Origin of the sequence: Microvirga sp. RSM25 (assembly GCF_044784385.1) — a bacterium.
GTDB lineage: Bacteria > Pseudomonadota > Alphaproteobacteria > Rhizobiales > Beijerinckiaceae > Microvirga > Microvirga tunisiensis.
In genome coordinates this window covers 3,422,541-3,448,093 of the sequence record NZ_CP173039.1, presented here as the reverse complement: position 1 = coordinate 3,448,093, position 25,553 = coordinate 3,422,541, and the positions used below count along the sequence as shown (strand labels likewise).

The following is a 25,553-nucleotide window of genomic DNA, read 5'->3' as shown; positions in this document are numbered from 1 at the left end:
CCCAGGACCGTCCGGGCCGATCTTACAGACGTCAGCCAAATCATCACGAATGGCGGTCATCAAGAGGTGGGGATTGGGGCCGCCCATACATCACGCCAATTTGTCCGCGCACATATCCGAACGACAGGGCAGCCGCCAACCGTTCGATTCGTTGTTTCTGAATGAACTGCTCTACGAGGAGGGCTCTTATGGCAGTTCTGGGATCGCCTCCGCAGGCCTCGATCACGGCCGAGACATTCGCTTCCATCGGATCCGCATCGCGTACCGCCTGTTCCCGCTCAGTCATCGTCATCTCCTTTGGACGCCGCAATGGTACTGCTTCGAGCCGTCAGCGACCACAGAAATGTTCCTATTTTGTTCTAGGTCTGTGGAATGCGTGGAAATCCATCGGTGGATGGTCGGGATGGTCTCCCGTCGTTTGCGAGGACCTGTGCTGGTTCTGCTCCGTTGATTCGATAGGGGCAAGCTTCGAGGAGGTTCCGATGGAGGTCATACTGCGCCTGCAATGTGACGACCTACTGGGCGGTCGGATCGAGCGGGAGACCCCAACCGGGCTTGTGACGATTGCCACGGTTGCGCGCGAGGCCGACGGTCTCGTGGTCCATGTCATCACGGGCCAGGAGGCGCAGGGCCTAGAGCATCTCCAGGGTCTTCGGGCCCGGGACTGCAATGAGTTGCAGCGACGGATGGGTCGAACGGACGTGACGGTGACGATGCCGACCGGATAGGACAAGGGCCAAGCAGGAGCCGTATTCAATCAGGCGCTCAACGCAGGAAGAGCGGCAGGTAGAGAACACCGATGGTGCAGCCCAACGTGAAGACAGCGGTGATGGCCGCTGCTAACGAAAACCGTTCTCTGTCGTCCTGCATGGCACCCTCCTGCATGATCACGTGCAGGGTGGGGATACTGCAGCGGCCACCCGCCGGCAGTGCGGCCCCGCACGCGTCTGTGCCGGCCGTCTATTAAAGAGGCCAGCTGTATCCCAGGAGCGTGCGCGGCTCAGACCGTGTCGGAACGCTTGAGCGGTGAGTGAGCCGTCTCGATATCAAGTAGGCTCGGGTCGCTCACGCGCGCGAACGATCGGCGGCGATCATCAAGCTTCGGGTGGTGAGCGCATCACCGGTCGCAGCGAAGGCCGCTGTGTTGTCGAAGATACACCACGTTTCGATGCCCGCGGCCAAATCCCTAGCGAGCACCTCCGAGATGACTGCCAGATACCCCGCGCTGTAGGCCGAGTAGTAGATCCGGGGCGAGCCATGCAGGCGATAGTACGACTGACCGCGCCAGTCACCTGGCTCGTCAGCTCCTGGAACTGGGGCCGGGTCGGCCGCGACACGGGCGATCCGAAGCATGTCGAGCAGGGTGTCGACCTGCGGCGTGAACCAGGAGGGATGGCGCGGCTCACAGGCGATGCTGCCAGGAACCCGGCCTCTCAAACCGCTCAGGAACCGATCGGCGATGCCGTCCTGGAAGCTCAGACTCGGAGGCAGTTGGACGAGCAGTGTCCCGAGCTTGGGCCCGAGGCCGCCTACCTCGGACAGGAACCGGTCCAGCAGGTCATCGATGTCCTTCAGCCGGCGCTCATCGGTAATCGCCTTCGGGATCTTCACGGCAAAGCGAAAATCCTCCGGCACCGAGGTGGCCCACCGCTCATAAGTGGCTGTCCGAAGCGGACGGTAGAACGAGGAATTGATCTCCACCGCATTGAGGACAGCAGCATAGCGCTCGAGGTGGGATCCCGCAGCGGGGAAGCGGGCGGCGTGCTCTTTCGGGATACTCCACGCCGCAGTGCCGATCCGCACCGGGGCAGCGACATTGTCCGTGGAGGAGCGTGGTGTGCGGGATATCAGGCGATGTCTATCTGGAAGGATCTGCATGCTCCTCTCACTGCAACGGCCTCGCTGTGCCAACGCAGGTTGCCAATCAGGCGTTCCGGCCGTGGAGCCCTGGCGTTCGCCGGCTACGCGGGGCAAGACAGTGCACTTTCCGGAGGCGGGCCTGTCAGTGGCTGCTCCGGATCCCCAAATAGGTTGCATGAGCCAGGAACTACGCCGCCAGGAACCGCTTCCTGCGACCGCGGGCCACGCCGCGCCACCCGAGATCGCCCTCTCGGACGAGGATCGCGAGGCCTTGCGGCAGGCTGTGCTCGCGCTCGAGGGAGCGAGCTACGTGGCCCGCCTGTCGGCCTTGGCGGGCCGACCCATCGAGCTGCTCGGGCAGGCGCTTCCCAGACCGGTCTCTGATATAATCTCGAAGGCCACGCAGGCGGCGCTGACCCGCGCGTTACGCTACGCGCTGAGGACGATCCCAAAGGAGGGCAGGGATCCCGAAACCCGAATCCACAAGGCGCTTGCGGTCCTGTCCGGCGCCACGGGTGGAGCGCTCGGCATCTCGGCGGTGCTGGTGGAGCTCCCGGTTTCGACCACGATCATGCTGCGCTCGATCGCTCGCATCGCCCAGAGCGAGGGCGAAGACCTCGAGGACTCCGAGACGGCGCTGGCCTGCGTCCAAGTCTTTGCCCTGGGCGGGCATTCCGGCTCCGACAACCTGCACGAGGCCGGCTACTTCGCCGTGCGCGCCGCCATGGCGAAGTCCGTCACCCGCGCCCTGCAGCAGATGGCCGGGCGCGGCGTCGTCGACGAGAGCACCTCGGCCATCGTGCGCCTGCTGGCCCAGATCGGATCCCGGTTCGGGCTGGTCGTGTCGCAGAAGGTCGCCGCCCAGGCTGTGCCGGTGCTCGGGGCGATCGGCGGCGCGGCCGTCAACGCGGCCTTCGTCGATCATTTCCAGACGCTGGCCCGCGGGCATTTCACCGTGCGCCGACTGGAGCGGACCTATGGTAAGGGAACGGTATATTGCGCTTACAACCAGATCCGGCAAACTCTTAAACTATAAGTAGATCCCCTACTTGAGGGACTGCGTGGACCTGCCGTTGCTTCGAGCCAGCGCCTACCAATTGGAATAGACAGCATCGCAAGCGATTGCTCAGGGAAGCTTTTGCTGCGGCATAAGATCGAACAGCAAGCGCGGCAAATTCCAAGCAGACTAGACGCCGCGCAGAAACTCCCGTTCCCCTACCAGCGCTTCTCTGATTTGAGCCTCATCCAGGTAGTGTTCCAATGTGTCTGGGTCCTCGTGTCCTGCAATCTCTGCAAGCGTGAGAAGGATGCCGCGGGTATCATAATCATAGCCGAACTTCTTTCTGGCTTCTCTTAAAAGGCGGCACGCATACTGAGTGAGAAACGTCGCTCGAAGCGAATGAATGCTGCCCTTGACGCCAGCAGCTTCGAAGCCGCGCACCTTGATGATGTCTTTTATGGCGGTGATGGTCAGAGAGTTACCGTTCCTGTCAGATAGCCAAAGTCCACCTGACAACTTCTCCCGACTTGAGCTGCGTGAAACGCGTAGAAAGCGGGCACGTTCCCCCCATAGATGTTGAAGGAGAGCAATGACGAGCGGAATCGGAAAGGGCACATTGCGGACCTTTCCCCTTTTCTCCCTAACGCCGACAATTAAGTTCTCGCGACCGGTGTTCGCAAGGTGGTAGACTCTCTCCCGGATGCTCGCTTTCGCAACTCGGTCGCCGGCGAGGAACTCAACACGATCAGAAGGACCAATGAGGTTATCGCCCCGAAGGAGCTGATTTAGAGTGTCACAGCTCAATGCCGCAACGCCCATGGCACGTAGGCCAGTCTCATAAACAGTGCGACCAAGAAGCCAGTTGCGCTCTGCGATAAAGGCATTGGGATGGTTCATCAGCGCCCGAATTACACGAACTGCCTCGTCCTCATCAGGAATCGGACGCTTGCCATTCTTGAGTTTTGGACCCCGTTGAGCTTTGAAGCGAGGTTCGGGCTCCAAGATTTCTACACTTAAAGGTGATGCTGATATCGAGGCCGCGAAGGAGCGCAGAAGCGGGCCGCCAATACTGCGCGACGCCAGGAAATGGCACCAGCGCATGACCACACCTGCGCAGCGAGCTTGCCGATTGCGTCCAATCTTATCGGTGTTCAGTGCCTCCGTCAGCCACCAGTGATAGTGATGCTCTCCAGGTTCGTTCCAGGAGATATTATGATCTTGGAGATAATTGCACCAGATACAGATAATGCGAGCTATATCTTGAAGGCTGCCACTGCGCTGTGAACGCCAGGCAGCTAGCTCACGAATGAACACATCTGCAGGTTCGAACACTCCATAGGCCGGATGCAGAATGATAGGGTAGTTGGAGAGCTTCAAGCGCTTAGTGATCTTTACCGGCTCCGACACAACGACACAGTGGAAATTGTCATGCTGGCGAGCTAATTCTTGCATAAGCCTGATTACCTTTTTCCAAATGGGACGATTTTCTCGAGCTTGGTCAGTAACTCGCGGTGTTGATCATCCTTCTCCCGGAGAAGGTGACGTAGACGCTTAACCTCTGAGCTGAGTGCATCTCGCGCTGCCAGTAGCTCAACGTTTTGCCAAGCCAACCGATCTCTCTCTTGGGAAACTTGGTTCTGCGAAATTGTTCGCCCGCGGCGCGGCTTTCTCTGCTGTGCAGATTTTCCTTCCCGTATGCGCTGCAGCCCTTTCAATGCGTGGTCAAGGCGCAATCTCAAATCTGCATTCGGGCCGCCGGGAGCTGCGATGGAATAGCTGGTCCAGGTCGTAAGCCCTCTAGCCGGGTCGGACCATTGCTGGACGTCCTTGATGGTAACAAGGACCGGCGCATCTGAGGGGATTAATTCGTTGGCGATCCACTCCTCCAACAAGGTCACTTTAGCCGCAAGCGCTGATCGCGCCGGTCGAATGCGCTCCTGGCGCTCTTGGTTCCTCGCCATGTCCCTAGCCTCCCGTCTTCGTGCCAAAGCACCTGGAGTAATGTGCTTGCGCCATATCGAGCCGTTCCTGTGTGAGGACTCGCAGCAACGGCGCGAATGAGCAGGAGAGCTGCTGTTGTGCTTGGGCGATCGTTTCGGCCCAGTAAGGCTCGCACTCGGCAAATTGCACGTTGTGAGGACAACCTGAGCAGATGTGATCGGCGGCAAAGGCGGGGTCCGGCGCACTGAAGAATGCTGCCTCATCGCGCTCGGCCTCTCGAGCGGTCAGACACGCCGCTGAGCGAAGATCTTGTGGCTCCGAGGTGCACTTGCAGTAGCTGTGACCGAGGCTGTTGGGCTCAAGTCGCTTATCTTTCACGAAGGTGAGAAGTAAGGAGTCGAGTGTTGCGCCAGGAAGATCATCTTCAGGAGCAATGTCCAGTTGAGCCTTGGCTTGTTGGACCAAGTCATCGAGCTGTCGTTTGATGACTTCACCGCCCCATCCCGAGATGCGATCCTTGCCAAGAGCAACATTCCTGAATCGCGCGAGCCGGAAGGATTCACCTTCCACATCGAAGTCTTCTAAGCGTTGGGCGTGGTAACGAGCAATTTCGAGTTCTGATCTCCGGGCCTGTACGCGCTTATCTTCCGCCTGGCGAAGAAACCCGCCGCGCGCCGCCTCCGTGACGTACCGTCTAGTTTGATCGGGATCAAAGTGACGATAGAAATTGGAAAGTGCTGTCAAATGCGGATAGCAGAATCTATGATAATATGTAATACCGAAGAAGCGTCGGAACTGATGCGGCTTTGGATCCCACTGTGTCCCGTCGGGAAGTGGAGGCAGTTGCACGAACTCTGCAAACCGCGAGAGACTGCGGTATACATCGAAGCGGGCGGTCTTCGGTTTAGTCGAGGGATCAGCCCGGGCGACATCGTCGAATTGAAAAAGCCAGCGTTCTTTCGTGCGCTGGCGGTACATGGACGAGAGCCAGGATAGAACTTCGACGGCCTTTTCGACAGACTTTGGAACTGGGATCTTATCCAAGTCTCGAATTGTTTTCTCAATCCACGTTTCCAACCATGGGTCGCCATCGATGTGGTGGATTGCTGGGAAGCGCAACGACTCAATTTCTTCACGACGACGTGCCGAGAACGCCGCAATCACGATCATGCAGGCGACAGCGAGGTACTCAAACAGCACTGTACGAAGGCTAGGACGGATCTCTGCAAAGTTCTTGATGGCGTTTTGACCAGGATAGTAGGCTGGACGGATCGGCCAAGGCGATCCCGGTTGCGTGCAACTCTTGTGCTCAACGAAGGCGATGTTCACGCGTGTTGCAGCCGCTTGATAGGGATACCAGTGCGCTCTGACCTCCTCTGTCGTGAGTACGCGCTCGACCTCTTCAACATAGCGTTGCAGGTCCGGCGCATAGTCCAGAACCCAGCAAAGAGCCCGATCGATTAGCGTGCAGGCCTGCAACGGAGGGACCGTGAATGTTCGGCCATCACTGTCGTCCGCGATCGCCCGTGCGACACTGTTTACGGTGCGGTCCCCTGGAAACGGGTTGCATCCGATGGGATCATGGGAGAGGCGACCCCGGAACTGCCACAGATAGGCAAGCGGGCGCAGGAAGCCGCCGATGCGGCCCGCCGAACGAGATGTAGGCCTCCCCATTGGGTTCTCAGCACTACTCTCGTGGTATGAGCCGTCATTAATCTCTGTATCCTGACTATCTGGTGTCCAAGCGATCGCAAAACCGGACGACCGTGCTTGATCGGGGCGGAGCGGGTAACCCAATTCTGCCGCGAGCGCAATGAGGATGCGGCGAGCCGCGTCAGTTAAGAGGCGGCCATTCGGAACCCCTAGCTTCTCCGCGGCAGTATCAAAGTCAAAATACGTATGCTTGCCTTTCTTGTAAGTCGGAGGTCGGCGCTTTCCCGCGCGAATGGCATTGGCGAATGCGACTGCGCGCTCTTCTAGCGGGAGCAGCCCTCGAACGCCGCAATCACGAAGGGTCTCAAAGAACTTTTCGATCCACTCAGGCGTAAGGCTGGCATTCCTCTTTAGTCCGCAGGATAACCTCCATCGCACGAACTGAAGGTAGTTTCTGTGAAGAATTGCAACTGAGGCGCCGGACGAGTGCGATCCTTCACTCGGCGAAAGAGACCAGTAGACGAGCAGCTTCGCAGTTATAGAATCGTGCTCACAACGAGGATCACTTAGTCGCAAGCCTGGTGCTAGGACGCTGTCGAAGCGCAGCGCGATATCTGTGTTGCGCCGCTTCTGGGGATCTTCGGTTCCAATGATCCATCGGTTGTCGAGCAATGAGCCTTCGCGCAACCAGGATGGCGCTGCTAGGCCACCAATGATTTGGTCGTGCAGAGTGCCAGGTGAGCCAGAAGCAATGAAACGTGTTGTACGGGGAGCCATCGTGGATCCTACCAAGGGCGAAAGAGTACAAGAGAGCCTTGATCCAGCCCATTCTTCACAGCCTCGACACTCTGCTGCACAAGTACCTGTTTCGGGCCAGACATGAGGAGGTTCAAGAGGGCCGTACAGAGTGCAAGGGCGGGGAGCCAGACGCGAATCCAGCGTTCAGGATTCTTTGCAATAAACTCCTCTTCTGCGTGTTTGAGGGAATCGTGGAAGAGAGTAAGCGCTTCGATCGATTGTTGTGTCGGAATGAAGCGCAGCAGCGGGCATGTGCTGCAGGCGTCCAGCCGCGTACAAATCGAATCTTTGGTTCCGGGTTGCACACCAGCGGTAGGATCTAAACAGGTAAGACCAAGCCCTGTTTCAACAGCGCGGGTGCGCCGTTCGTGAAACTCATCGGGCGAGAGCTCTAATTGAGCTGGGCGATCGGGGCTATCGCCGGCCACACTAGCCTCAAACAGGTTCTGAAACTCGCGAATCCTTTCGTCCAACATTCGTTGGATGTGCGCTCGGTTCAGATAGTGACGCGAGGCAGCGCGTCCTCCGCTTTGGCCCGAAAGGAGAGCAACAACTTCCGCGTCACCGCCGTGATGAGCATCACGCAGTTGGAGGACAGTCGTCCTGATCATGCGCCTTTGGATAGGAAGGCCCCCAATGACGGGGTCCTTGGCATGCTCCTCAAGGAATTCAGTCCACCATCGTTTCCAAGCATGCTCCAGATACCGTCGGACTTCTTTGGGGTAGTGGCCATTGCGTACAATCCAAAGGTAGTTTGCATCTGAATTGCCGGCGCGTCGCGCTCGTTCCCGGTGGGGTTCTGAGAGCTTCAGCCATACTTCGATTGCCTTTGCGGATGAGATGCGAGAGTTGGGCACAATAGTGGGAACTTCCAGGATCTCGTCGTTCGACTCGTCTTCCTCTCCCGGGGTGATCTCGATGATGTTGCCTGTCACTGCCTTGTAGCGTGCGCGGCTTTTCACCGAGCCAATTTGGCGGAGTTGGATCTTGCCGTATCGGGCCTTCCCAACGAATGGGTCCGCAGCGAGATCATCGCAGGGCTGAATGTTGATGCCGGTGTCGATAAGGACGAGCGTATAGGCTGCGAGGAGGGCTCGTCCTCCGCCCTCAAGGTGGCTCATCACCCTCGCAGTGCCACCGCAGCGGGAGACGACGAGTTGAAGCGGATAGTCAAGCTCCTGCAGCCTGAAGACGCCTTCGTGATCAGAGATAATGTAACGAAGGAGTGAGCCAAGCCGGCGATCATCGTCGTCCAGGGGAAAACACGTCTGGACCTTTGGATGCAACACAGGATCCCGATCAGATCTGGCGTAGGAGGAGGGGATGAGAGGAATGGCTGCGCGGATTTCTCTAAGCGAGGGCTGGCCCGGAGCTGCCAACAACTTGAGCCGGCGGTCGAAGGCCGCTTCTTCCTCAAGCAATGCGTCCTCGCAGAGGGATCTTAGGCGGAGCAGGCGCTCTCGATTGCGCTCGTTGACTGCCCCATAGGTGGCCGCGTTCTTGGAATTGGTTTCGGATGCCTCTGTCGAGCTCTGGAGTTCTCCGAGCGATGGAATGTTCGCTCCGCGTGACACGCGCGATCCGGAAAGCCCGCGTAGAGCGCCGATATCGGGCCAAAGCCCCTCCTGCGCTAAATGCTGCAGTGGGATTGATAAGCTCTCAATGATGTTCTGTCGTGTGAGTGGATTACTGCTCCTGACGACTGAATGGTCAGTGAGATCCCTGAGTCGGCTGACGAACACGTCAACCGTATCGATCCATTGAGTCGACGTAATGGATTCCGGTTGGTTCTCAACGAGAGCTCTATAGGTTTGTGCGGCCGCCGTGTTCTGGTTCGACGCTTCTGCCGCAAAACCTGCTAGGTAGAGGAGAAACTTGCGTAAATTTCCGCAACGCTTTTCGGTTGTGGATGCTGTGTCGTGGACGTATTTTCGGGCGAACGCATCGAGTAATCGCTCTGTAAACGAAGCTCCATAGAGAGGGATCAACGCGCTGAAATCATGTAGCTTACCATTCAAGCGAAGGGACTGACCCGGCACTCCTGGACGCTCCCGGGGGTCTGTAGATGGTTGGTTGAGTAGGACGTGCGCCGGTAATTCAGTCGCGACCGCTTTGTTCACGTTAGCCTCCTGACGTAGGGAGGCCTAAATCCTTTGAGGCATTCCTTAAAAAGATACTAAGTTCATAAACCTCTAGTGAGAATAGAGTCATAGAACGTCTTTATCTATGTAAGGCAGAATCGGGGCATTTTGACGCGGGCAACATCGAGGGGTTACGAATAGCCTACTTTTTAGATCGCCGAGAAAATTTCAAACAAAACAAATGCTTAGTTCAGATGATAGCGTGGGTAAGAGTCAAAATCTTACCCTCCTTCGGCAGATCGGCAGGAGCAAGGTTGACCGTGATGCGTTTCGCCGGCAAGGCAAGGCCTGAGGCGATCAGGGCAGAGCGGACACGCTCGCGGGATTCCGCCACCGCCTTGTCGGGCAGGCCAACGATCATGAAGGCGACCGCCCCGGGTGAAATCTGCACTTGCACATCGACAGCACGCGCCTCGATCCCTTCGAACGCAACAGTGGAAACGCGCATGACCATCCGGTTGAACCTCCCGCAGAGATTCGATGTTAGCGCGGTCATTTGAAACGCGATAGTGTTGCTATGTCTATTCCGCAGGGGTGGTGCGACTTGGCAAGCCGATAGCGGAACCCTCCCGCCATCGTCGCGTTGAGTTCCACTGTGTCGCGGGCGGCATCTCGAAAAAACTCGCGCAAGCACAAGGGTTCTATCATCGACGGGGCAGTACCTGGCATGGGGCGAATTCTCTTCTCAATCGAGCAAGCACGGTTGGTCCATGAGATCTCGAGTGGCGTCCAGAGATCGTAATGCTGGCCGAAACCCACGTGTCTCCTTCGCAACGAACGTCAGACCTCGCGGAGGCTCCCTTCAGGGCCGCCTTCCGATCCTTGCCCATGTCCATCTTGATGGTCGATCCGAACCGGGTGCGAGCCCCTGTCATTTTCGCCAACGAGGCCTTTTTCGATCTGACCGGCTATTCCCCTGACGAGGTGCTCGGCCAGAGCTGGCAGTTCCTTCAGGTCCCTGGCGCGGAGATGTCTTCCCTGGACGTTGTCGATGCCGCCTTGCACCGTGGGGAAGCTTTCGAGACCGAGTTCTTGATCTGTCGGAAGGACGGATCCTCGTTCTGGAGTTCTTTGGCTCTCTCGCCGGTCCATGACGAGGCCGGCCATCTCCGGTCGGTCACCGTGCTGCTGAACGACGTCAGCGCGAAGAAGCAGGTCGACCGGGACCTTATCGAGACGAAGCAGTTCCTGGAGGAGCAGATCGAGCGCCGGACCCAGGACCTCCAGACGGCGCTTGAACAGAAGACGGCGCTTCTCCACGAGGTCGAGCACCGGGCGAAGAACAGCCTCCAGATGACGGCCTCTCTGGTTCTCCTGAAGGCGCGCCGCCTTCAGAACCCGGAGGCGCGAAAGGTCCTGCATGAGACCGCCGAGCGGGTCAGCGCGCTCTCGGCAGCACACCGGCTTCTCTACACGGCAGGCGATGTGAGCCGTCTCAACGTGAAAGAATTCACTGCGGAACTCGCCGGGGAATTGGTCATGGCCTTGCCCGACGGGCAGGTCGATCTCAACCTCAATATCCAGCCTCTCGGCGTTCCGGCCTCCAAGGCGGCGGCGCTTGCTCTTCTGCTGAACGAGGTCATCGGCAACGCCGTTAAGCATGCTTTCCCGAATGGGCGCCAGGGGCAATTGACAATTGAGATTGGACGGGCCGAAAACGGCCTGAAAATCGCCGTCGAGGACGACGGGGTGGGGCTCGATCATTCACCCCCACCTGAAGGAAGTTTTGGAAAAACCTTGATCACGATGTTGGTCCATCAGTTGAAGGGGCGGTTGACTTGGCACGACAGGAAGCCAGGTACACGCGCTGAGATCGTGATGCCCGTCGATGCGGAGGAGACCCAGTTTGAGTAGCGAGAAGCCGTTGCGCATCCTCATCGTCGAGGATGAGATCCTGATCGCGCTCGAACTCGAAAGCCTGCTGCAGGATCTGGGCCACGACGTCGTCGGAATGGCAGCCTCGTCCCGGGACGCTCTCTCCCTCGGCCAGGAACTCAAGCCGGATCTCGCCTTCGTCGATATTCATCTGGCCGACGGGCCGACCGGCGTCGACGTGGCGCGCCATCTCGCAGCCCAGCATCAGGTCACCGTGCTGTTCATGACGGCGAACACCAAGCGCATTCCTGAGGATTTTGCCGGAGCCTGGGGCGTCATCGCAAAGCCCTATACGGAACGTGGCGTCCGCGAGGCCTTGGGCTATGTTATGGCCGGGCAGTCCCGCGAGCCTGATGACGCCCGGACGGTGACCTTCGTCCCTTTCGGCGCAGCCCCTCGCGAGCGTAGCTCCCAGGTGTCCTGACGCTTCGCTCTATTTCTGGGCCTTGAGCCGGTAGAGCGCATCGAGCGCCTCTCTCGGCGTCATGGCGTCCGGATCCAGAGCATCGAGCGCGTCCCGCAAGGCATCATGCTTCGGAGCCGGTGCGGGCTCGGCACGAACGGGAACGGCAAAGAGGGGCAGGTCGTCCAGGAGTGCCCGCTTCGGCGCTTCGCGATCCGATTTTTCCAACTCGCTCAGGATGGTCTTCGCCCGGTCGACGACAGGTGCCGGCAGGCCGGCAAGTCGCGCAACCTGCAGGCCGTAGGAGCGATCGGCGGCGCCAGGCACCACCTCATGCAGGAACACCACCTCGCCATGCCACTCGGTGACCTTCAGAGTCGCGTTGGAGATCCGTGGCATGCGCTCGGCAAGTGCCGTCAGCTCATGGAAATGGGTCGCGAACAGGGCGCGACAGCGGTTTGTCTCGTGCAGGTGCTCGATGGCCGCCCAGGCGATGGAGAGACCGTCGAAGGTGGCGGTGCCGCGGCCGATCTCGTCGAGGATGACCAGCGAGCGGGCGGTTGCCTGGTTGAGGATGGCGGCGGTCTCCACCATCTCGACCATGAACGTCGAGCGGCCGCGCGCCAGATCGTCGGCGGCACCGACGCGGGAGAAGAGCCGGTCGACGATGCCGATATGGGCCTCTTTCGCCGGAACGTAGGACCCCATCTGCGCGAGCACCACGATCAGCGCGTTCTGGCGCAGATAGGTGGACTTGCCGCCCATGTTCGGGCCGGTGATCAGCAGGATGTGGCCCGCATCCTTGCCCGAGAGGTCCGAGTCGTTGGCGATGAACGGAGTGCCCTCGCGCTTGAGGGCCGCCTCGACAACAGGGTGGCGGCCGCCCTTGATGGTGAAGGCGAGGCCGGTGTCGACGACGGGCCTGGTCCAATCGAGCCGCATGGCGAGATCCGCAAGGGCCGCGGTCACGTCGATGACGGCGATCGCTTCGGCGGCAGCCGCCACGTCGCCGGCGAGATCGAGAAGCGCCTGCACCATCTCGTCGAAAAGCGCGAGTTCGATCTTCAGCGCCCGGTCGGCCGCGGACGCGATCTTCGATTCGAGCTCGCCGAGTTCCATGGTCGAGAAACGCATGGCGCCCGCCATGGTCTGGCGGTGGACGAAGGTGTCCTTCCACGGTTCCTTCAGCAGGTCCTCGCCCACATTCTGCGGCACCTCCACGAAGTAGCCGATCATGTGATTGTGCTTGACGCGCAAGGACCTGCAGCCGGTCTCATTGGCGTAGCGCGCCTGGAGGGCGGCGATGAAGCGGCGCGAATCCTGCTGCAGCTCGCGCAGCTCGTCGAGACCCGGATCGAAGCCCGTACGGATGAAACCGCCATCGCGCTTGAGCAACGGCAATTCGTCCGCCAGGGAGGCCGCAAGGTGGTCCGGCACATCCGTGCGAAGGCCCTGGAGCACCTGCGCGGCCCCGGATAGCTCCTTCGGCAGATTGGGTGCGATGGCCAATTCGAGGCCCAACTCACGTGCCGCGAACAGGCCGTCACGGACGCAGGCCAGATCCCGCGGGCCGCCGCGTCCGAGGCTGAGGCGCGAGAGCGCCCTGGCCAGATCGGGCGAGCGCTTGAGGATGCGCCGCAGACGGTCGCGCAGATCGTTGTTCTCGACGAGAGCCGTGACGGAATCCTGCCGCTCGCGGATTTGGCCCGGATTGGTGAGGGGGCCGGCGAGCCGCTCGGCGAGCAGCCGGGCGCCGCCCGGCGTCACCGTGCAGTCGATGGTGGCGAGCAGGCTCCCCGCCCGCTCGCCTGAGAGGGTGCGGGTGAGTTCCAGATTGGCGCGGGTCGCCGCATCGATGGCGAGCGCCGCCCCGGAGGTATCGCGGGAGGGCGGGTTGAGCGCCGGGCGGCTGTCGATCTGCGTCTTCTCGACATAGAAGAGCGCGCTGCCCGCCGCCGTGACCTCGGCGGGGCTGAAAGCCCCGAAGGCATCGAGCGTCGCAACCCCGAAATAATCCTTCAGCCGCCGTTCGGCAGAGGCCGGGTCGAGCCCCTCGCGGGACAGGGGCGTAATGGCGGCGCGCGTCTCCTGCCAGAAGCTCCTGAGCTCTGGATCGTCGTGGATGACGTCGGGCACCAGAATCTCTCGCGGCTCGAAACGGGCGATCTCGGCGGAAAGGCCCGTGCCGTCCGTCTCGCTCAGGACGAAATGACCTGTGGATATGTCGACGGCGGCAAGCCCGTAGCACCATTGCGTATCGGAGGCGCGGCGGCGGGCGATGGCCAGCAGGTAATTGGCCCGGCCGGGCTCGAGCAGGCGCTCCTCGGTGATCGTGCCGGGGGTGACGAGGCGGACCACATCGCGGCGCACGACCGATTTGGAGCCGCGCTTCTTCGCCTCCGCCGGATCCTCGGTCTGCTCGCAGACGGCGACCCGGTGGCCGAGGCCGATCAACCGCTGGAGGTAGTCGTCCGCCCGCTCCACGGGCACGCCGCACATGGGGATGTCCTGCCCCTGATGCTTGCCGCGCTTGGTCAGCACGATGCCGAGGGACTGGCTCGCGATCTCCGCATCCTCGAAGAACAATTCGTAGAAATCGCCCATCCGATAGAAGAGCAGGCTGTCCGGGTTGGCCGCCTTGATCTCGATATACTGCGCCATCATGGGTGTGACGCGGCTGTCCTGCGGGAGCGTGGGTGCAGGTGCGGCGCTCGAATCGACGGTCTCGGGAGACTTATAGGCGGTTTGGGTCGACATCCGCCCTGTTTAGCAAAGCCTGAGGCCCCTTTCATCCGTGTCATACGGTCCAAAGGGCGGATGTGGACAAGTCTTGAGGAAGGCGCCTCCTATGCCTTAAGGTCGCATCCCCCTTTGGAAACGCCTCGTATCAAAAAGAAACCATATCTCATGACCGACGATCAGCGCCCGATCCGCAGCAAACGCCCCACCTTCACCGATCAGGAGGCGCTGCAGTTCCATGCTCAGGGAAGACCCGGCAAGCTCGAGGTCGTCCCGACCAAGCCCATGGCGACCCAGCGCGATCTGTCGCTGGCCTATTCGCCGGGCGTCGCGGTGCCGGTGCTGGCCATCGCCGAGAACCCGTCCTGCGCCTTCGACTACACCACCCGCTCCAACATGGTGGCGGTGATCTCGAACGGAACCGCGATCCTCGGCCTCGGCAATCTCGGTGCGCTCGCCTCGAAGCCCGTGATGGAGGGCAAGGCGGTCCTGTTCAAGCGCTTCGCCGATGTGGATTCGATAGACCTCGAGGTCGATACGGAGGATGCGGACGCCTTCATCAACTGCGTGCGCTATCTCGGTCCGTCCTTCGGCGGCATCAACCTGGAGGACATCAAGGCGCCGGAATGCTTCATCATCGAGGAGCGCCTGCGGGAACTGATGGACATTCCCGTCTTCCACGACGATCAGCACGGCACGGCGATCATCGCGGCGGCGGGCCTCATCAATGCGCTTCATCTGACCGGCCGCGACATGGCGAAGACCAGGCTCGTGGTGAACGGCGCGGGCGCCGCCGGCATCGCCTGCACCGAGCTTCTCAAGGCCATGGGCTTTGCGCCCAACAACGTCATTCTCTGCGACACCAAAGGCGTGATCTACAAGGGCCGCACCGAGGGCATGAACCAGTGGAAATCGGGCCATGCCGCCGAGACGGATGCCCGCACCCTGGCGGACGCCCTGAACGGGGCCGACGCGGTGTTCGGCCTCTCGGCCAAGGGTGCGTTCACGGACGAGATGATCCGCTCCATGGCGCCCAATCCGATCATTTTCGCCATGGCCAATCCCGACCCGGAAATCACGCCGGAAGAAGTCGCCCGGATCCGCGACGACGTGATCATCGCCACGGGCCGCTCCGATTATCCGAACCAGGTCAACAACGTCCTCGGCTTCCCCTACATCTTCCGCGGCGCGCTCGACGTCCAGGCGACCACGATCAACATGGAGATGAAGATCGCGGCCGCCCAGGCGCTGGCGGAACTCGCCCGCGAGGATGTCCCCGATGAGGTGGCGGCAGCCTATCAGGGCTCGCGTCCGCGCTTCGGGCGGGAATACATCATCCCCGTGCCCTTCGATCCGCGCCTGATCCATACGATTCCCATGGCGGTGGCGAAGGCCGCCATGGAGACGGAAGTTGCACGCCGCCCCATCGTCGACATGCGCTCCTACAAGGCGCAGCTCTCGGCGCGGCGTGATCCGGTGGCCGGCACGCTCAACCGCATCTTCGAGCGCGTGCGCAAGTTCCCGAAGCGTGTCGTGTTCGCGGAGGGCGAGGAGGAGCAGGTGATTCGCGCCGCCCTGTCCTTCGTCAACCAGGGACTCGGCAAGGCCATTCTCGTCGGCCGCGAGGATCGCATCCAGGAAACGGCCACTCAGGCGGGCATCGAGCTCGAAGGCCGCGAGGGCATCGAGATCCACAATGCGCGCCTGTCGCACCGCAACGCGACCTATGCGCAATTCCTCTATGAGCGCCTGCAGCGTAACGGGTATCTGTTCCGCGACTGCCAGCGCATGATCAACCAGGACCGCAACCATTTTGCAGCTTCCATGGTGGCGCTCGGCGATGCGGACGCCATGGTGACGGGCGCGACGCGCAATTACTCGACGGCGCTTGCCGACGTGCGCCACGTGATCGACGCGAAGCCTGGTCATCGCGTCATCGGCGTTTCGCTCTGCCTTGCCCGCGGCCGCACGGTTCTCGTGGCGGATACGGCCATCCACGAGATGCCGAGCGCGCAGGAACTCGCCGAGATCGCCATGGAATCCGCCGGTGTCGCCCGCCGTCTCGGCTACGAGCCGCGGGTGGCACTCCTGTCCTTCTCGACCTTCGGACATCCGAAGGCGGAACGCGCGGAGAAGATCCAGGAGGCCGTCGAGATCCTCGACGAGCTGCGCGTCGATTTCGAATACGACGGCGAGATGTCCGCCGACGTGGCGCTCAACCGGGACGTGATGGCGCAATACCCGTTCTGCCGTCTTACAGGGCCGGCGAACGTGCTCGTCATGCCGGCATTTCACTCCGCCTCGATCTCGACCAAGCTGCTGCAGGAGCTCGGCGGCGCGATGGTGCTGGGGCCGCTCGTGGTGGGTCTCGACAAGCCGGTGCAGATCGTCTCCCTCGGCGCGACCGACAGCGACATCGTCAACATGGCGGCGCTCGCGGCCTATAATATCGGCGGATAAATCCTCCGGGCAGCTCCCTCAATGCCGATGCGTTGAGGGGGCCTGCTCTCGTCGATCCGCGCTTGCATCTCCGGCAGGAACGAGGAGCGAAAAGGTCGCTGCTTCCACCGCCGCCAAGCCTTCGCTGCCATGCATGAGCTCGATCTCGCCGCGCTGCGCATGGCGGGTCCCGTGCGCCATGAGCCGGAGACGGATGTCGCCGGCTTCGCGCAGGGCCTCATCCGCCATGGCGATCGCGCCCTGGTGGTGCGTGGTCATGAGCGTGATGAACAGCAGATCGAAGGCGTCGCCGTTCGTGCGGCGCAGGCCGTCGATCTGCTCCGGCGAGAGCATGCCGGGCATGGTGGCGTGCTCCTCGGGAGCGGCCGGCGGCAGATCACAGCCGAACCAGCTGCGCCACCATTGCTGGAAGATGGCGATTTCGCCTTTCTGGTCGGATGCCATCAGACGGGCAAGATTTTTGAGATGCGGATCCCGAGCCTTCTCGATGGCGGTCTGGGCGAGCTCGACGCCTTGAGCATGATGAGCCGCCATGCGCCGCATATAGCTCTGGTCGAAGGCCGGGCTCTCTCCCATCCAGGGCAGTTCCCGGTTCTGCCAGCCCAGGAAGGCGATGAAGCCGAGCACCAGAAGGCCTGTGGCGGCGAGCGTCGTCCAGGCGGCCGTGAAACGCCCGTGCGGCGAGGGGAGCCGACCTCTGAGCCAATCGCGCAGCCAGGGAAAGAGCGGGTACATGGAGGCGGAGACCGCGTGAACCAGGAAGCCGATCCAGTAGGGCTGGTTCAGGGTGAATATCGGCTGCCAGAAGGGAATGAGCGGCACCAGGACAAACCATTCGAAGGCCGAGGTGAACAGGGCCCAGGGCAGGGCGATGAAGAGAAGGCTCCGAGGCTTCAATCCTGCGGTCCACCGCCCGAGTAGCCAAAAGAAGATGACGGCCCAGGTGAAATCCGCCCATTGATGGAAAAGGATGCCAGCCGCGATGACGGGCCAGGAGGGTTCGCTCTGTAGCATCCCGTCCCGAAGCGTAATGGTCGCGACAACCATCCAGTCGACGACCGCATCGCGGCCGATCCTGCCTGCGAGGAATTGGCTGACAAGGGTCGAAAAGGTGCTGGAGATCAGGCCGAGAAGCGCAGCGGCGCGCCAATTCAACCGCCTTTGGGACCCAAGTAAACCGGCCATCCCGCCCCCATCTTGCTGCCTCAAGCAAGGACACAAACGCTGGAGGAGCGCTCTTGATCCCGCCAAGCTTCAACTTGGCTCCAGGCCCGATCCCCAGGCCACGACGAGAGCCCATCGATCTTGAGAGTGGCGCGGCGGCTTTCCAGAAGCTAAATGCCTGAGAGGATCATCGAGGAAAAAGCTCTGGCCATGACCAAGCCTACCAAAGTCGTGTTCGATATCGGCAATGTTCTGCTGCGGTGGGATCCGCGCAATCTCTACCGCCGGATCTTCGACGACGAGAAGCAGATGGAGTGGTTCCTTGCCCATGTCTGCACCCCTGACTGGAACGTGGAGCAGGACCGAGGTCGCGACTGGGACGAGGCGGTGGCTCTCCTGGTCAAGGATCACCCGAAACACGAGACACAGATCCGCGCCTTCCACGAGCGCTGGGACGAGACCGTTTCCGGCGTCTTCGAGGATCACGTAGCCCTGCTGCTGCGTTTGAGGGAAGCGGGCGTGCCGAACTACTGCATCACGAATTTCTCCGGCCCCAAATTCGTTCTGGCGCAGGAGCGCTTCCCGTTCCTGTCGGGCTTCGACGGCATCATCGTCTCCGGCGACGAGCGCCTGCTGAAGCCCGATCCGGCCATCTACCATCTCCTGCTCGACCGCTATGGGCTCAGGGCCGGAGACTGCGTGTTCATCGACGATTCCAAGGCCAATGTGGAAGCGGCCCGCGCCGTCGGCATGCATGCGATCCATTGCGTCGAGCCCATCGATCTTGCAGCGGAACTGCGGGGGTATGGATTTCCGGTGTGATGAACAGCTTGCTCTCTCGGGCCGCTTGAGCCATCAGGCGGCATGCGTGCTTTCGACAGCTCCCTTCCCATCGATGCCGTCCTCGACGATCTGACGGCGAGCCTTCGTGCTCGGTCGAATGCCGTCCTCGTTGCCCCTCCCGGCGCGGGCAAGACCACGCGCGTGCCCCTGGTGCTGCTCGACGAGCCCTGGGTGAATGGCAACAAGATCATCGTGCTGGAGCCTCGACGCCTGGCCGCGCGGGCGGCTGCGGCGCGCATGGCGCAGACGCTCGGCGAGGCGGTGGGAGAGACGGTGGGCTTGCGCGTCCGCCTCGGGTCTAAGATCAGCCGCAAGACGCGGATCGAGGTGGTGACCGAGGGCGTCTTCGCCCGCATGGTCCTGGACGACCCGTCGCTCGACGGCATCGCGGCCGTTCTCTTCGACGAGTTTCATGAGCGCTCCCTCGACGCGGATCTCGGCCTCGCCCTGGCGCTCGATGCTCAAGCGGGCTTGAGGGAGGACCTTCGCCTCCTCGTCATGTCCGCGACCCTGGATGGTGCGCGCGTGGCCAGGCTCCTGAGCGAGGCGCCCGTCATCGAGTCGGAAGGCCGCGCTTATCCGGTCGAGACCCGCTATCTCGGGCGCGATCCCAACCGCCCCATCGAGGAGCAGGTGGCGGATGCGGTCACCCGCGCCCTGCGGGCCGAGACCGGCTCCCTGCTGGTCTTCCTGCCCGGTCAGGGGGAAATCCGCCGGGTCGAGACTCTTCTGCGCGAGCGCATCGCCGATCCTATGGTCGATATCGCGCCGCTCTACGGCGCTCTGGAACGGGGCGAGCAGGACCTTGCGGTGAGCCCTGCGAAACCCGGACGCCGCAAGGTGGTGCTCGCCACTTCGATCGCCGAGACGTCGCTCACCATCGAGGGTGTGCGGGTCGTGATCGATTCAGGGCTTGCCCGCGTGCCAGTCTACGAGCCGAATATCGGCCTCACGCGGCTAGAAACGGTGCGCGTTTCCCGTGCCGCCGCCGATCAGCGCCGGGGCCGCGCGGGCCGCACCGAACCGGGCGTGAGCTATCGGCTCTGGGAAGAAGCCGCGAACGGCGCGCTCGAGCCGTTCGGACGGCCGGAAATTTTGTCGGCCGATCTCGCGCCCCTGCTGCTCGATTGCGCCGCCTGGGGCGTCACCGATCCGACGTCGCTCGCATTCCTCGATCCACCGCCCGCACCGGCGCTGAAAGAGGCGCGAACGCTGCTGCAGCAACTCGGCGCGCTCGACAACGAGGGACGCATCACGGAAGTGGGCCACCGCCTGCGCGATCTGCCCTTGCCACCACGTCTCGCGCGGATGGTGCTGCTTGCCGGTGAAAGCGGGCAAGCACGCGATGCCGCGGATCTTGCAGCCGTTCTCGTCGAGCGCGGGCTGGGTGGCGATGCGGTGGATCTCGCCGAGCGCGTCGAGCGCTTCCGACGCGACCGGTCGGGCAGGGCGCAAGACATGCGGCGCATGGCGGAGGGCTGGGCCAAGGGCGGGGCCCACGCATCCACCGACGAACCGCATTCCATCGGCGCGCTGCTGACGCTGGCCTATCCCGACAGGCTCGCGAAGGCTCGGGGCAAGACGGGCGAGTATCTCATGGCCAATGGGCGCGGTGCCGTGCTCGAAGCGCACGAGCGGCTGGCGAAGGAGCCTTACCTCGCCATCGCCGAGATCGCAGGCGGTGCCGCCTCGGCACGCATTCTGGCCGCGGCTTCCATATCGTCGGATGAGATCGAAAGCCTGTTCGGGGAGGCCATCGAGCAGCGCGACGAGATCGCCTTCGACCGGCAGGCAAAGGCTCTGCGGGCGCGTGGGGTTCGTCGCCTTGGTGCCTTGCTCCTGAACGAACGCCCCCTGAAAGTCCCGGCAACGGAGGAGGCGGCGCAGGCGCTTGCCGAAGGTCTCGTCGCGCTGGGCCTCGATGCCTTGCCCTTGTCGAAGGCGTTGGCGCAATGGCGCGAGCGCGTGATGTTCCTGCGACAGGCCGAAGGAGACGAGTGGCCGGACCTCTCCGACGAGGCGCTGATCGAAGGCGCGGACGAGTGGCTGGCGCCTCATCTTGTCGGCAAGAGCGGCCTTGGCGAGATCGGTCCCGATTTGTTGAGCGAGGCCCTGCGCAGTCTGCTGCCCTGGAATTTGCAGCGGCGCCTCGATGCGGAGGCGCCGACCCATATCGAGGTGCCGACCGGATCGCAGATCCCGATCGATTACGGCACGGAGGAGGGGCCCGTCCTCGCCGTGCGGGTGCAGGAGCTGTTCGGCCTCGACAAGCATCCTACCATCGCAGCCGGGCGCGTGCCGCTCATTCTGCATCTGCTTTCGCCGGCGCAGCGTCCGATTCAGATCACCCGCGACCTGCCGGGATTCTGGCGCGGCTCCTGGGCGGCGGTGCGGGCCGACATGCGCGGACAATACCCGAAGCATCCCTGGCCGGAGGATCCGCTCACCGCGCCGCCGACGCGGCGCGCCAAGCCGCGCGGGACATAGGCTCAAGCCTCAACAAGTCAGCAGATATCGTTGGCACGCGGAGAGGCTAATCCCTGAACGACTCGATCAGCCGTTCCGCCGTGGCGGGATTGAGAGCCATCGGGATGTTGTAGACGAGGGCGAGGCGCATCAGCGCCTTCACGTCCACGTCATGCGGATGCGGCGAGAGCGGATCGACGAAGAAGAACAGCGCGTCGATCCTTCCTTCCGCGATCATCGCGCCGATCTGCTGATCGCCGCCGAGCGGTCCGCTTTTCAACCGCGTGACTGACAGAGACGGGCAGCGCTCCATTACGCGCCCGCCGGTCGTGCCGGTCGCGAAGAGGGTGAAGGGGCGGATGTCGTTTTCGTACATGGCCACGAAATCGGCCATGTCGTCCTTCTTGGCGTCGTGAGCCACGAGCGCCAACGTCAATTGCTTCATGGGAGAGACAGCTCAATTGCTCCAGCGGTCACGCCACTGCATCTCGCCGGCCATGCAGTTGGTGCGCGGAGTGGTCTGAATACGGTTGATGAGGGACGGCCGAGGCGTGAGGTTGGCGACTTCGAGCAGGATCTTGGTCTTGATCGCCTCGATGAACTGATCGCGTTCGCGGACCGGAACCGTGAACGCGCCTTGGCCGCCGATGACGCAATCCTTGTAATAGATGTCGAGATCCGGGATGTCGAGGTAGCCGGGCTGGCGCAGCATGATCGGCAGGCCGTTGATGGTGATGTCCTTGGCCAAGGCCGCATCGCGGGCTTCGAGCACGAGCCGGCCCTGGTTATTGGGGCCGTCCCCCGAGACGTCGATGACCCGCCGCGTCGCGCTGACGCCGCTTTCCTCGAGAAGCTTCACACTGAAATCGATGGCGCTGGAAATCGAGGTCCGCTGCGCCCGACGCAGGGGCGTCGAGGCGATCTTGTCCGCGAAGGCCATGAGGCTCTCGGAGTTGTCCAGGACCGTCCAGGGAACGATCACCTTCTGATCTGGAGAACCGGCCCATTCCATGTAGGTCACGGCAATCTTGCCCAGCATCCCGCCGCGGATCGCATCGTGGACGAGTTTGGAGCGAAAGGCCTGGGCGAAGCCCTCCCGCTGCAGGGCCTGCTCGTCCGTGTCCATGGAGAAGGAGATGTCGACGGCCACGACGAGGGCCAAGTCGACCTCCGTCTCGGTCTGTGCCTGGGCGGGCAGGGCCAGAAGCGCCCAGAGACAAGCCAGTCCTGCGGCAAGGCGGATGAAGCCGGAACGAACCATCGGTATCTCCGTGTCGGGAGCCGGATTGGTCTTTGAAGTGTGCCAGCTTCTGAAACTAAGGCAAGGTCAGGCGGGGACTAGGGGTATTCTCAGAGCCCAGGAAATTATGGGCTTCCACTGCTCATTTCGAGGTGCGCTTGCGCTCCACGAGAGCGAGCGCCGCCCGGAAGGCACCGTCGGCATCCAGATGCGTCGTATCGAGGGTTACGGCGTCGGCGGCGGCTTTCAGCGGAGCGGTGCTCCGGGTCATGTCGCGCTCGTCGCGGCGGCGGATATCCACGAGGATGGTCTCGTATTCCGCCTGCTCGCCCCGGCTCAGCAGTTCCCGGTGACGGCGTCGCGCCCGCTCCTCGGGGGCAGCGGTGATGAAGAGCTTCACCTCCGCATCGGGGCAGACCACCGTTCCGATGTCCCGCCCGTCGAGCACCGCGCCCGGGGCCTTCGCGCCGAACTGGCGCTGGAAGGCGAGAAGGGCATCCCGGACCGGTTGATAGGCGGACACCACCGAGGCGGCCTCGCCCATGGCCGCCCCCCGCAGGCGGGAATCGTCCTCCAGATGGCTGACGTCCAGGTTCTGCGCCACCTCTGTTGCGGCGGCCTGATCGGCGAGCGGAATGTCCCGGTCCATGAGGACACGGGCAACCGCCCGGTAGAGCAGGCCGGTATCGAGATGGGCGAAGCCGTAATGTTCAGCCAGGCGCTTGCCCAGGGTACCCTTGCCCGATGCGGCAGGACCGTCGATGGCGATGATCATGGGCGGCTCAATCCTGGATCGTGGCGCCAAGCTCGCGCATGAGCGGGAGGAAGGAAGGGAAGCTCGTCGCGATCATCGCTCCGTCATCGACCGTCATCGGCTGGGCCGTTGCCAGGCCCATGACCAGGAACGACATGGCGATGCGATGGTCGAGATGAGTCGCCACCGGATTGCCGCCGCCACGAACCTTGCCGTTCGAGCCATGGACGAGGAGGTCGTCGCCCTGGATCTCGTGCTCGACGCCGGCCTCGGCGAGACCTGCGGCGACGGCGGCGAGGCGGTCGGATTCCTTCACGCGCAGCTCATGGAGCCCCTGCATGCAGGTCGTGCCATCGGCGAAGGAGGCCGCGACCGCGAGGATCGGGTACTCGTCGATCATGGCCGGGGCCCGGGCATGGGGAACGGTCACGCCGGTGAGGCGGCTGTGGCGCACGCGCAGGTCCGCGACCGTCTCGCCACCCTCGTCCCGCTCGTTCAGGCGCTCGATGGAGGCCCCCATCTCGATCAGCGTGGTGATGAGGCCTGTGCGCAGGGGATTCATCATCACGCCTTCGAGAACCACGTCCGAACCGGGGGTGATCAGCGCTGCGACCAGGGGGAAGGCCGCCGAGGAGGGATCGGTCGGCACCACGATCTCGGTTCCGCGCAGCTCGGGCTGGCCCTGGAGGGTAATGGCGCGGCCATCGGCTCCGTGGAGGGCGACCTCCACGCTCGCTCCGAAATGCTGCAGCATCCGCTCCGTGTGATCGCGGGTCGCCTCGCGTTCGATCACGGTGGTCTTGCCGGGGGAGTTGAGACCGGCGAGCAGGATCGCCGACTTGATCTGAGCCGAAGCCGCCGGGGTCTCGTAGGTGATCGGGATCGTCTCCTTCGGACCGCGCAGGGTGAGGGGAACCCGTCCACCCTCGGCCTCGCTGACAACGGTCACGCCCATCTGGGTCAGCGGATCGAGGATCCGGCGCATGGGACGCTTGCGCAGCGAGGCGTCGCCGTCGAAGGTCGACGTGATGGGGTGGCTTCCGGCAACGCCCATCATGAGGCGCGAGCCGGTGCCCGCATTGCCGAAATCGAGAATATCCGAGGGATCTTTCAGCCCGCCGATGCCGGCGCCGACGATCCGCCACCGGCCCGGTGCCTCGCGGGTGATGGTGGCGCCAAGGGCCCGACAGGCTTCGGCGGTGCGCAGCACGTCGTCTCCCTCTAGGAGACCCTCGACCCGGGTCTCGCCGATCGACAGCAGCCCGAAGATCATGGAACGGTGAGAAATCGACTTGTCGCCGGGGACGCGGATGCGCCCTTTCAGGGGCGTTCCAGACCTGCTGGCGACCGGGGACGGCGATCCGTGCGCGTGCGACATTCTCGGTTCCTTGCTCGGGTTCCTTGGGACTTCTTATCCGGGCGGGCTCCTAACACGGGGTTTTCCCGCCGTCACGCGCAAGCTGGCTCAAGGTCCGCCCTCTCTTGCAATTCTTGCAATTTCCTATTTGACAAGCCATTCCCTCACGACTAACGGAGCGTTCCCGACCATTCACTTCCAAAGGCAATCACCCGTGGCCAAACCGGAACTCGGCTTGAAGCGCCAGTGCATGAGCTGCGGCGCAAAATTCTACGATCTCAACAGGGACCCGGCGGTCTGCCCGAAATGCGGCACGGTGTTCCAGGCAACCGCCCTGAGCCGGGTCGCCGCCCCCGTGGTCGCCCGTGCGGCTGTCGCCGACGATGACGAGACCGAAATCGAATCGACCGGACCGGAGATGGTCTCCCTCGACGAGGTCGAGGCTGGCGAGAACGAGAAGGACGTCCCGGTCGACGACGATATCGACGTGGCCGATGATGCTCCCGATGACGACACCTTCCTCGAGGACGAGGAAGAGGGCGACGACGATGTGTCGGATCTGATCGACAGCGATCTGGAAGACGACGAAGAGGCTTGAACCTCGGATCGGAGGCGACTATAGAGACGCCTCTGCTGAAGACAGAAACCGCCGCGGCACCCCAAATGCCGCGGTTTTCAAGGGGCCGTAGCTCAGTTGGGAGAGCGCTTGAATGGCATTCAAGAGGTCAGCGGTTCGATCCCGCTCGGCTCCACCAATTCCTCAAAAACAGCCGCCGCTCAGGCGGCTTTTTTGTTTCAAGAACCTATCCGGGAAGCCGGATCTACTTCTAAAGCATAGGATTCCGGCCGATCGTTCATC

General features: G+C 62.4%; 20 protein-coding genes, 1 tRNA gene and 1 pseudogene. 9 read left to right on the top strand and 13 right to left on the bottom strand.

Annotated elements, in window-relative coordinates; translation table 11 throughout:
- Window positions 1-43 precede the first annotated feature (43 nt).
- Window positions 44-286 (bottom strand): hypothetical protein, encoded by a 243-nt coding sequence (locus ACD578_RS16445; protein WP_404286626.1) that lies wholly within the window; start codon window positions 284-286, stop codon window positions 44-46.
- 196 nt (window positions 287-482) lie between these two features.
- On the opposite strand from ACD578_RS16445, the gene ACD578_RS16440 reads away from it, so the two are divergent.
- Complete coding sequence (locus ACD578_RS16440; protein ID WP_404286624.1) at window positions 483-728, top strand: hypothetical protein; 246 nt, start codon at window positions 483-485, stop codon at window positions 726-728.
- A 337-nt stretch (window positions 729-1,065) separates the two neighbouring features.
- Here ACD578_RS16440 and ACD578_RS16435 read toward each other — a convergent pair whose 3' ends face one another.
- Entirely contained in the window at window positions 1,066-1,878 is an 813-nt protein-coding gene (locus ACD578_RS16435; protein ID WP_404286623.1) for a DUF72 domain-containing protein, read from the bottom strand.
- 157 nt (window positions 1,879-2,035) lie between these two features.
- Between ACD578_RS16435 and ACD578_RS16430 the strand changes: the two genes are divergently transcribed.
- The gene (locus ACD578_RS16430) at window positions 2,036-2,896 is read left to right on the top strand and encodes an EcsC family protein (protein WP_404286621.1); all 861 of its coding nucleotides are present in this window, start codon (window positions 2,036-2,038) and stop codon (window positions 2,894-2,896) included.
- A gap of 150 nt (window positions 2,897-3,046) precedes the next feature.
- On the opposite strand, the gene ACD578_RS16425 is transcribed toward ACD578_RS16430, so the two are convergent.
- The 5 genes and pseudogenes from ACD578_RS16425 to ACD578_RS16405 all read right to left on the bottom strand — a co-directional run.
- Window positions 3,047-4,312 (bottom strand): hypothetical protein, encoded by a 1,266-nt coding sequence (locus ACD578_RS16425; protein WP_404286619.1) that lies wholly within the window; start codon window positions 4,310-4,312, stop codon window positions 3,047-3,049.
- Window positions 4,313-4,320: 8 nt separating this feature from the next.
- A complete protein-coding gene (locus tag ACD578_RS16420) occupies window positions 4,321-4,821 on the bottom strand; it encodes a hypothetical protein (protein WP_404286617.1) in 501 nt (166 codons plus the stop codon).
- Between the two features lie 4 nt (window positions 4,822-4,825).
- The gene (locus ACD578_RS16415) at window positions 4,826-7,231 is read right to left on the bottom strand and encodes a hypothetical protein (RefSeq protein ID WP_404286615.1); all 2,406 of its coding nucleotides are present in this window, start codon (window positions 7,229-7,231) and stop codon (window positions 4,826-4,828) included.
- Between the two features lie 8 nt (window positions 7,232-7,239).
- Entirely contained in the window at window positions 7,240-9,372 is a 2,133-nt protein-coding gene (locus ACD578_RS16410; protein WP_404286613.1) for a hypothetical protein, read from the bottom strand.
- Between the two features lie 217 nt (window positions 9,373-9,589).
- A pseudogene (locus tag ACD578_RS16405) lies at window positions 9,590-9,847 on the bottom strand (magnesium chelatase domain-containing protein); the annotation flags it as partial.
- 287 nt (window positions 9,848-10,134) lie between these two features.
- On the opposite strand from ACD578_RS16405, the gene ACD578_RS16400 reads away from it, so the two are divergent.
- Together ACD578_RS16400 and ACD578_RS16395 are read left to right on the top strand one after the other, a co-directional pair.
- On the top strand, window positions 10,135-11,247 hold the full coding sequence (locus ACD578_RS16400; protein WP_404286611.1) for a sensor histidine kinase: 1,113 nt from the start codon (window positions 10,135-10,137) through the stop codon (window positions 11,245-11,247).
- Window positions 11,222-11,692, top strand: coding sequence for a response regulator (locus ACD578_RS16395; RefSeq protein ID WP_152715794.1), 471 nt, complete (start codon window positions 11,222-11,224; stop codon window positions 11,690-11,692). The genes ACD578_RS16400 and ACD578_RS16395 overlap by 26 nt, the downstream gene beginning before the upstream one ends.
- Window positions 11,693-11,701: 9 nt before the next feature.
- Here ACD578_RS16395 and mutS read toward each other — a convergent pair whose 3' ends face one another.
- Window positions 11,702-14,428 (bottom strand): DNA mismatch repair protein MutS, encoded by a 2,727-nt coding sequence (gene mutS / locus ACD578_RS16390; RefSeq protein ID WP_404286608.1) that lies wholly within the window; start codon window positions 14,426-14,428, stop codon window positions 11,702-11,704.
- A gap of 150 nt (window positions 14,429-14,578) precedes the next feature.
- On the opposite strand from mutS, the gene ACD578_RS16385 reads away from it, so the two are divergent.
- Entirely contained in the window at window positions 14,579-16,870 is a 2,292-nt protein-coding gene (locus ACD578_RS16385) for an NADP-dependent malic enzyme (RefSeq protein WP_404286606.1), read from the top strand.
- An 18-nt stretch (window positions 16,871-16,888) separates the two neighbouring features.
- On the opposite strand, the gene ACD578_RS16380 is transcribed toward ACD578_RS16385, so the two are convergent.
- A complete protein-coding gene (locus tag ACD578_RS16380; RefSeq protein WP_404286604.1) occupies window positions 16,889-18,055 on the bottom strand; it encodes a DUF305 domain-containing protein in 1,167 nt (388 codons plus the stop codon).
- 189 nt (window positions 18,056-18,244) lie between these two features.
- Here ACD578_RS16380 and ACD578_RS16375 point away from each other — a divergent pair, with 189 nt between their 5' ends.
- Complete coding sequence (locus tag ACD578_RS16375) at window positions 18,245-18,856, top strand: HAD family hydrolase (RefSeq protein ID WP_404286602.1); 612 nt, start codon at window positions 18,245-18,247, stop codon at window positions 18,854-18,856.
- A 42-nt stretch (window positions 18,857-18,898) separates the two neighbouring features.
- On the top strand, window positions 18,899-21,364 hold the full coding sequence (gene hrpB / locus ACD578_RS16370; RefSeq protein ID WP_404286600.1) for an ATP-dependent helicase HrpB: 2,466 nt from the start codon (window positions 18,899-18,901) through the stop codon (window positions 21,362-21,364).
- A gap of 46 nt (window positions 21,365-21,410) precedes the next feature.
- Here hrpB and ACD578_RS16365 read toward each other — a convergent pair whose 3' ends face one another.
- The 4 genes from ACD578_RS16365 to aroA all read right to left on the bottom strand — a co-directional run bounded on the left by ACD578_RS16365 (window position 21,411) and on the right by aroA (window position 24,715).
- On the bottom strand, window positions 21,411-21,788 hold the full coding sequence (locus ACD578_RS16365) for a methylglyoxal synthase (RefSeq protein WP_152716105.1): 378 nt from the start codon (window positions 21,786-21,788) through the stop codon (window positions 21,411-21,413).
- 12 nt (window positions 21,789-21,800) lie between these two features.
- Window positions 21,801-22,604 (bottom strand): DUF1194 domain-containing protein, encoded by an 804-nt coding sequence (locus ACD578_RS16360; RefSeq protein ID WP_404286598.1) that lies wholly within the window; start codon window positions 22,602-22,604, stop codon window positions 21,801-21,803.
- 121 nt (window positions 22,605-22,725) lie between these two features.
- Window positions 22,726-23,358 carry a (d)CMP kinase gene (cmk, locus tag ACD578_RS16355; RefSeq protein ID WP_404286596.1) on the bottom strand — a complete coding sequence of 211 codons (633 nt, stop codon included), beginning with the start codon at window positions 23,356-23,358 and terminating at the stop codon, window positions 22,726-22,728.
- A 7-nt stretch (window positions 23,359-23,365) separates the two neighbouring features.
- Window positions 23,366-24,715, bottom strand: coding sequence for a 3-phosphoshikimate 1-carboxyvinyltransferase (gene aroA, locus ACD578_RS16350; RefSeq protein WP_404286594.1), 1,350 nt, complete (start codon window positions 24,713-24,715; stop codon window positions 23,366-23,368).
- A gap of 193 nt (window positions 24,716-24,908) precedes the next feature.
- On the opposite strand from aroA, the gene ACD578_RS16345 reads away from it, so the two are divergent.
- Together ACD578_RS16345 and ACD578_RS16340 are read left to right on the top strand one after the other, a co-directional pair.
- A complete protein-coding gene (locus ACD578_RS16345) occupies window positions 24,909-25,292 on the top strand; it encodes a TIGR02300 family protein (protein ID WP_162003353.1) in 384 nt (127 codons plus the stop codon).
- An 81-nt stretch (window positions 25,293-25,373) separates the two neighbouring features.
- Window positions 25,374-25,449, top strand: a tRNA-Ala gene (locus tag ACD578_RS16340).
- Window positions 25,450-25,553 lie beyond the last annotated feature (104 nt).

Bases quoted from the DNA above. Each gene is read 5' to 3' on its own strand.
- ACD578_RS16445 (WP_404286626.1), bottom strand. From the start codon at position 286: ATGACTGAGCGGGAACAGGCGGTACGCGATGCGGATCCGATGGAAGCG.
- ACD578_RS16440 (WP_404286624.1), top strand. From the start codon at position 483: ATGGAGGTCATACTGCGCCTGCAATGTGACGACCTACTGGGCGGTCGG.
- ACD578_RS16435 (WP_404286623.1), bottom strand. From the start codon at position 1,878: ATGCAGATCCTTCCAGATAGACATCGCCTGATATCCCGCACACCACGC.
- ACD578_RS16430 (WP_404286621.1), top strand. From the start codon at position 2,036: ATGAGCCAGGAACTACGCCGCCAGGAACCGCTTCCTGCGACCGCGGGC.
- ACD578_RS16425 (WP_404286619.1), bottom strand. From the start codon at position 4,312: ATGCAAGAATTAGCTCGCCAGCATGACAATTTCCACTGTGTCGTTGTG.
- ACD578_RS16420 (WP_404286617.1), bottom strand. From the start codon at position 4,821: ATGGCGAGGAACCAAGAGCGCCAGGAGCGCATTCGACCGGCGCGATCA.
- ACD578_RS16415 (WP_404286615.1), bottom strand. From the start codon at position 7,231: ATGGCTCCCCGTACAACACGTTTCATTGCTTCTGGCTCACCTGGCACT.
- ACD578_RS16400 (WP_404286611.1), top strand. From the start codon at position 10,135: ATGCTGGCCGAAACCCACGTGTCTCCTTCGCAACGAACGTCAGACCTC.
- ACD578_RS16395 (WP_152715794.1), top strand. From the start codon at position 11,222: ATGCGGAGGAGACCCAGTTTGAGTAGCGAGAAGCCGTTGCGCATCCTC.
- mutS (WP_404286608.1), bottom strand. From the start codon at position 14,428: ATGTCGACCCAAACCGCCTATAAGTCTCCCGAGACCGTCGATTCGAGC.
- ACD578_RS16385 (WP_404286606.1), top strand. From the start codon at position 14,579: ATGACCGACGATCAGCGCCCGATCCGCAGCAAACGCCCCACCTTCACC.
- ACD578_RS16380 (WP_404286604.1), bottom strand. From the start codon at position 18,055: ATGGCCGGTTTACTTGGGTCCCAAAGGCGGTTGAATTGGCGCGCCGCT.
- ACD578_RS16375 (WP_404286602.1), top strand. From the start codon at position 18,245: ATGACCAAGCCTACCAAAGTCGTGTTCGATATCGGCAATGTTCTGCTG.
- hrpB (WP_404286600.1), top strand. From the start codon at position 18,899: ATGCGTGCTTTCGACAGCTCCCTTCCCATCGATGCCGTCCTCGACGAT.
- ACD578_RS16365 (WP_152716105.1), bottom strand. From the start codon at position 21,788: ATGAAGCAATTGACGTTGGCGCTCGTGGCTCACGACGCCAAGAAGGAC.
- ACD578_RS16360 (WP_404286598.1), bottom strand. From the start codon at position 22,604: ATGGTTCGTTCCGGCTTCATCCGCCTTGCCGCAGGACTGGCTTGTCTC.
- cmk (WP_404286596.1), bottom strand. From the start codon at position 23,358: ATGATCATCGCCATCGACGGTCCTGCCGCATCGGGCAAGGGTACCCTG.
- aroA (WP_404286594.1), bottom strand. From the start codon at position 24,715: ATGTCGCACGCGCACGGATCGCCGTCCCCGGTCGCCAGCAGGTCTGGA.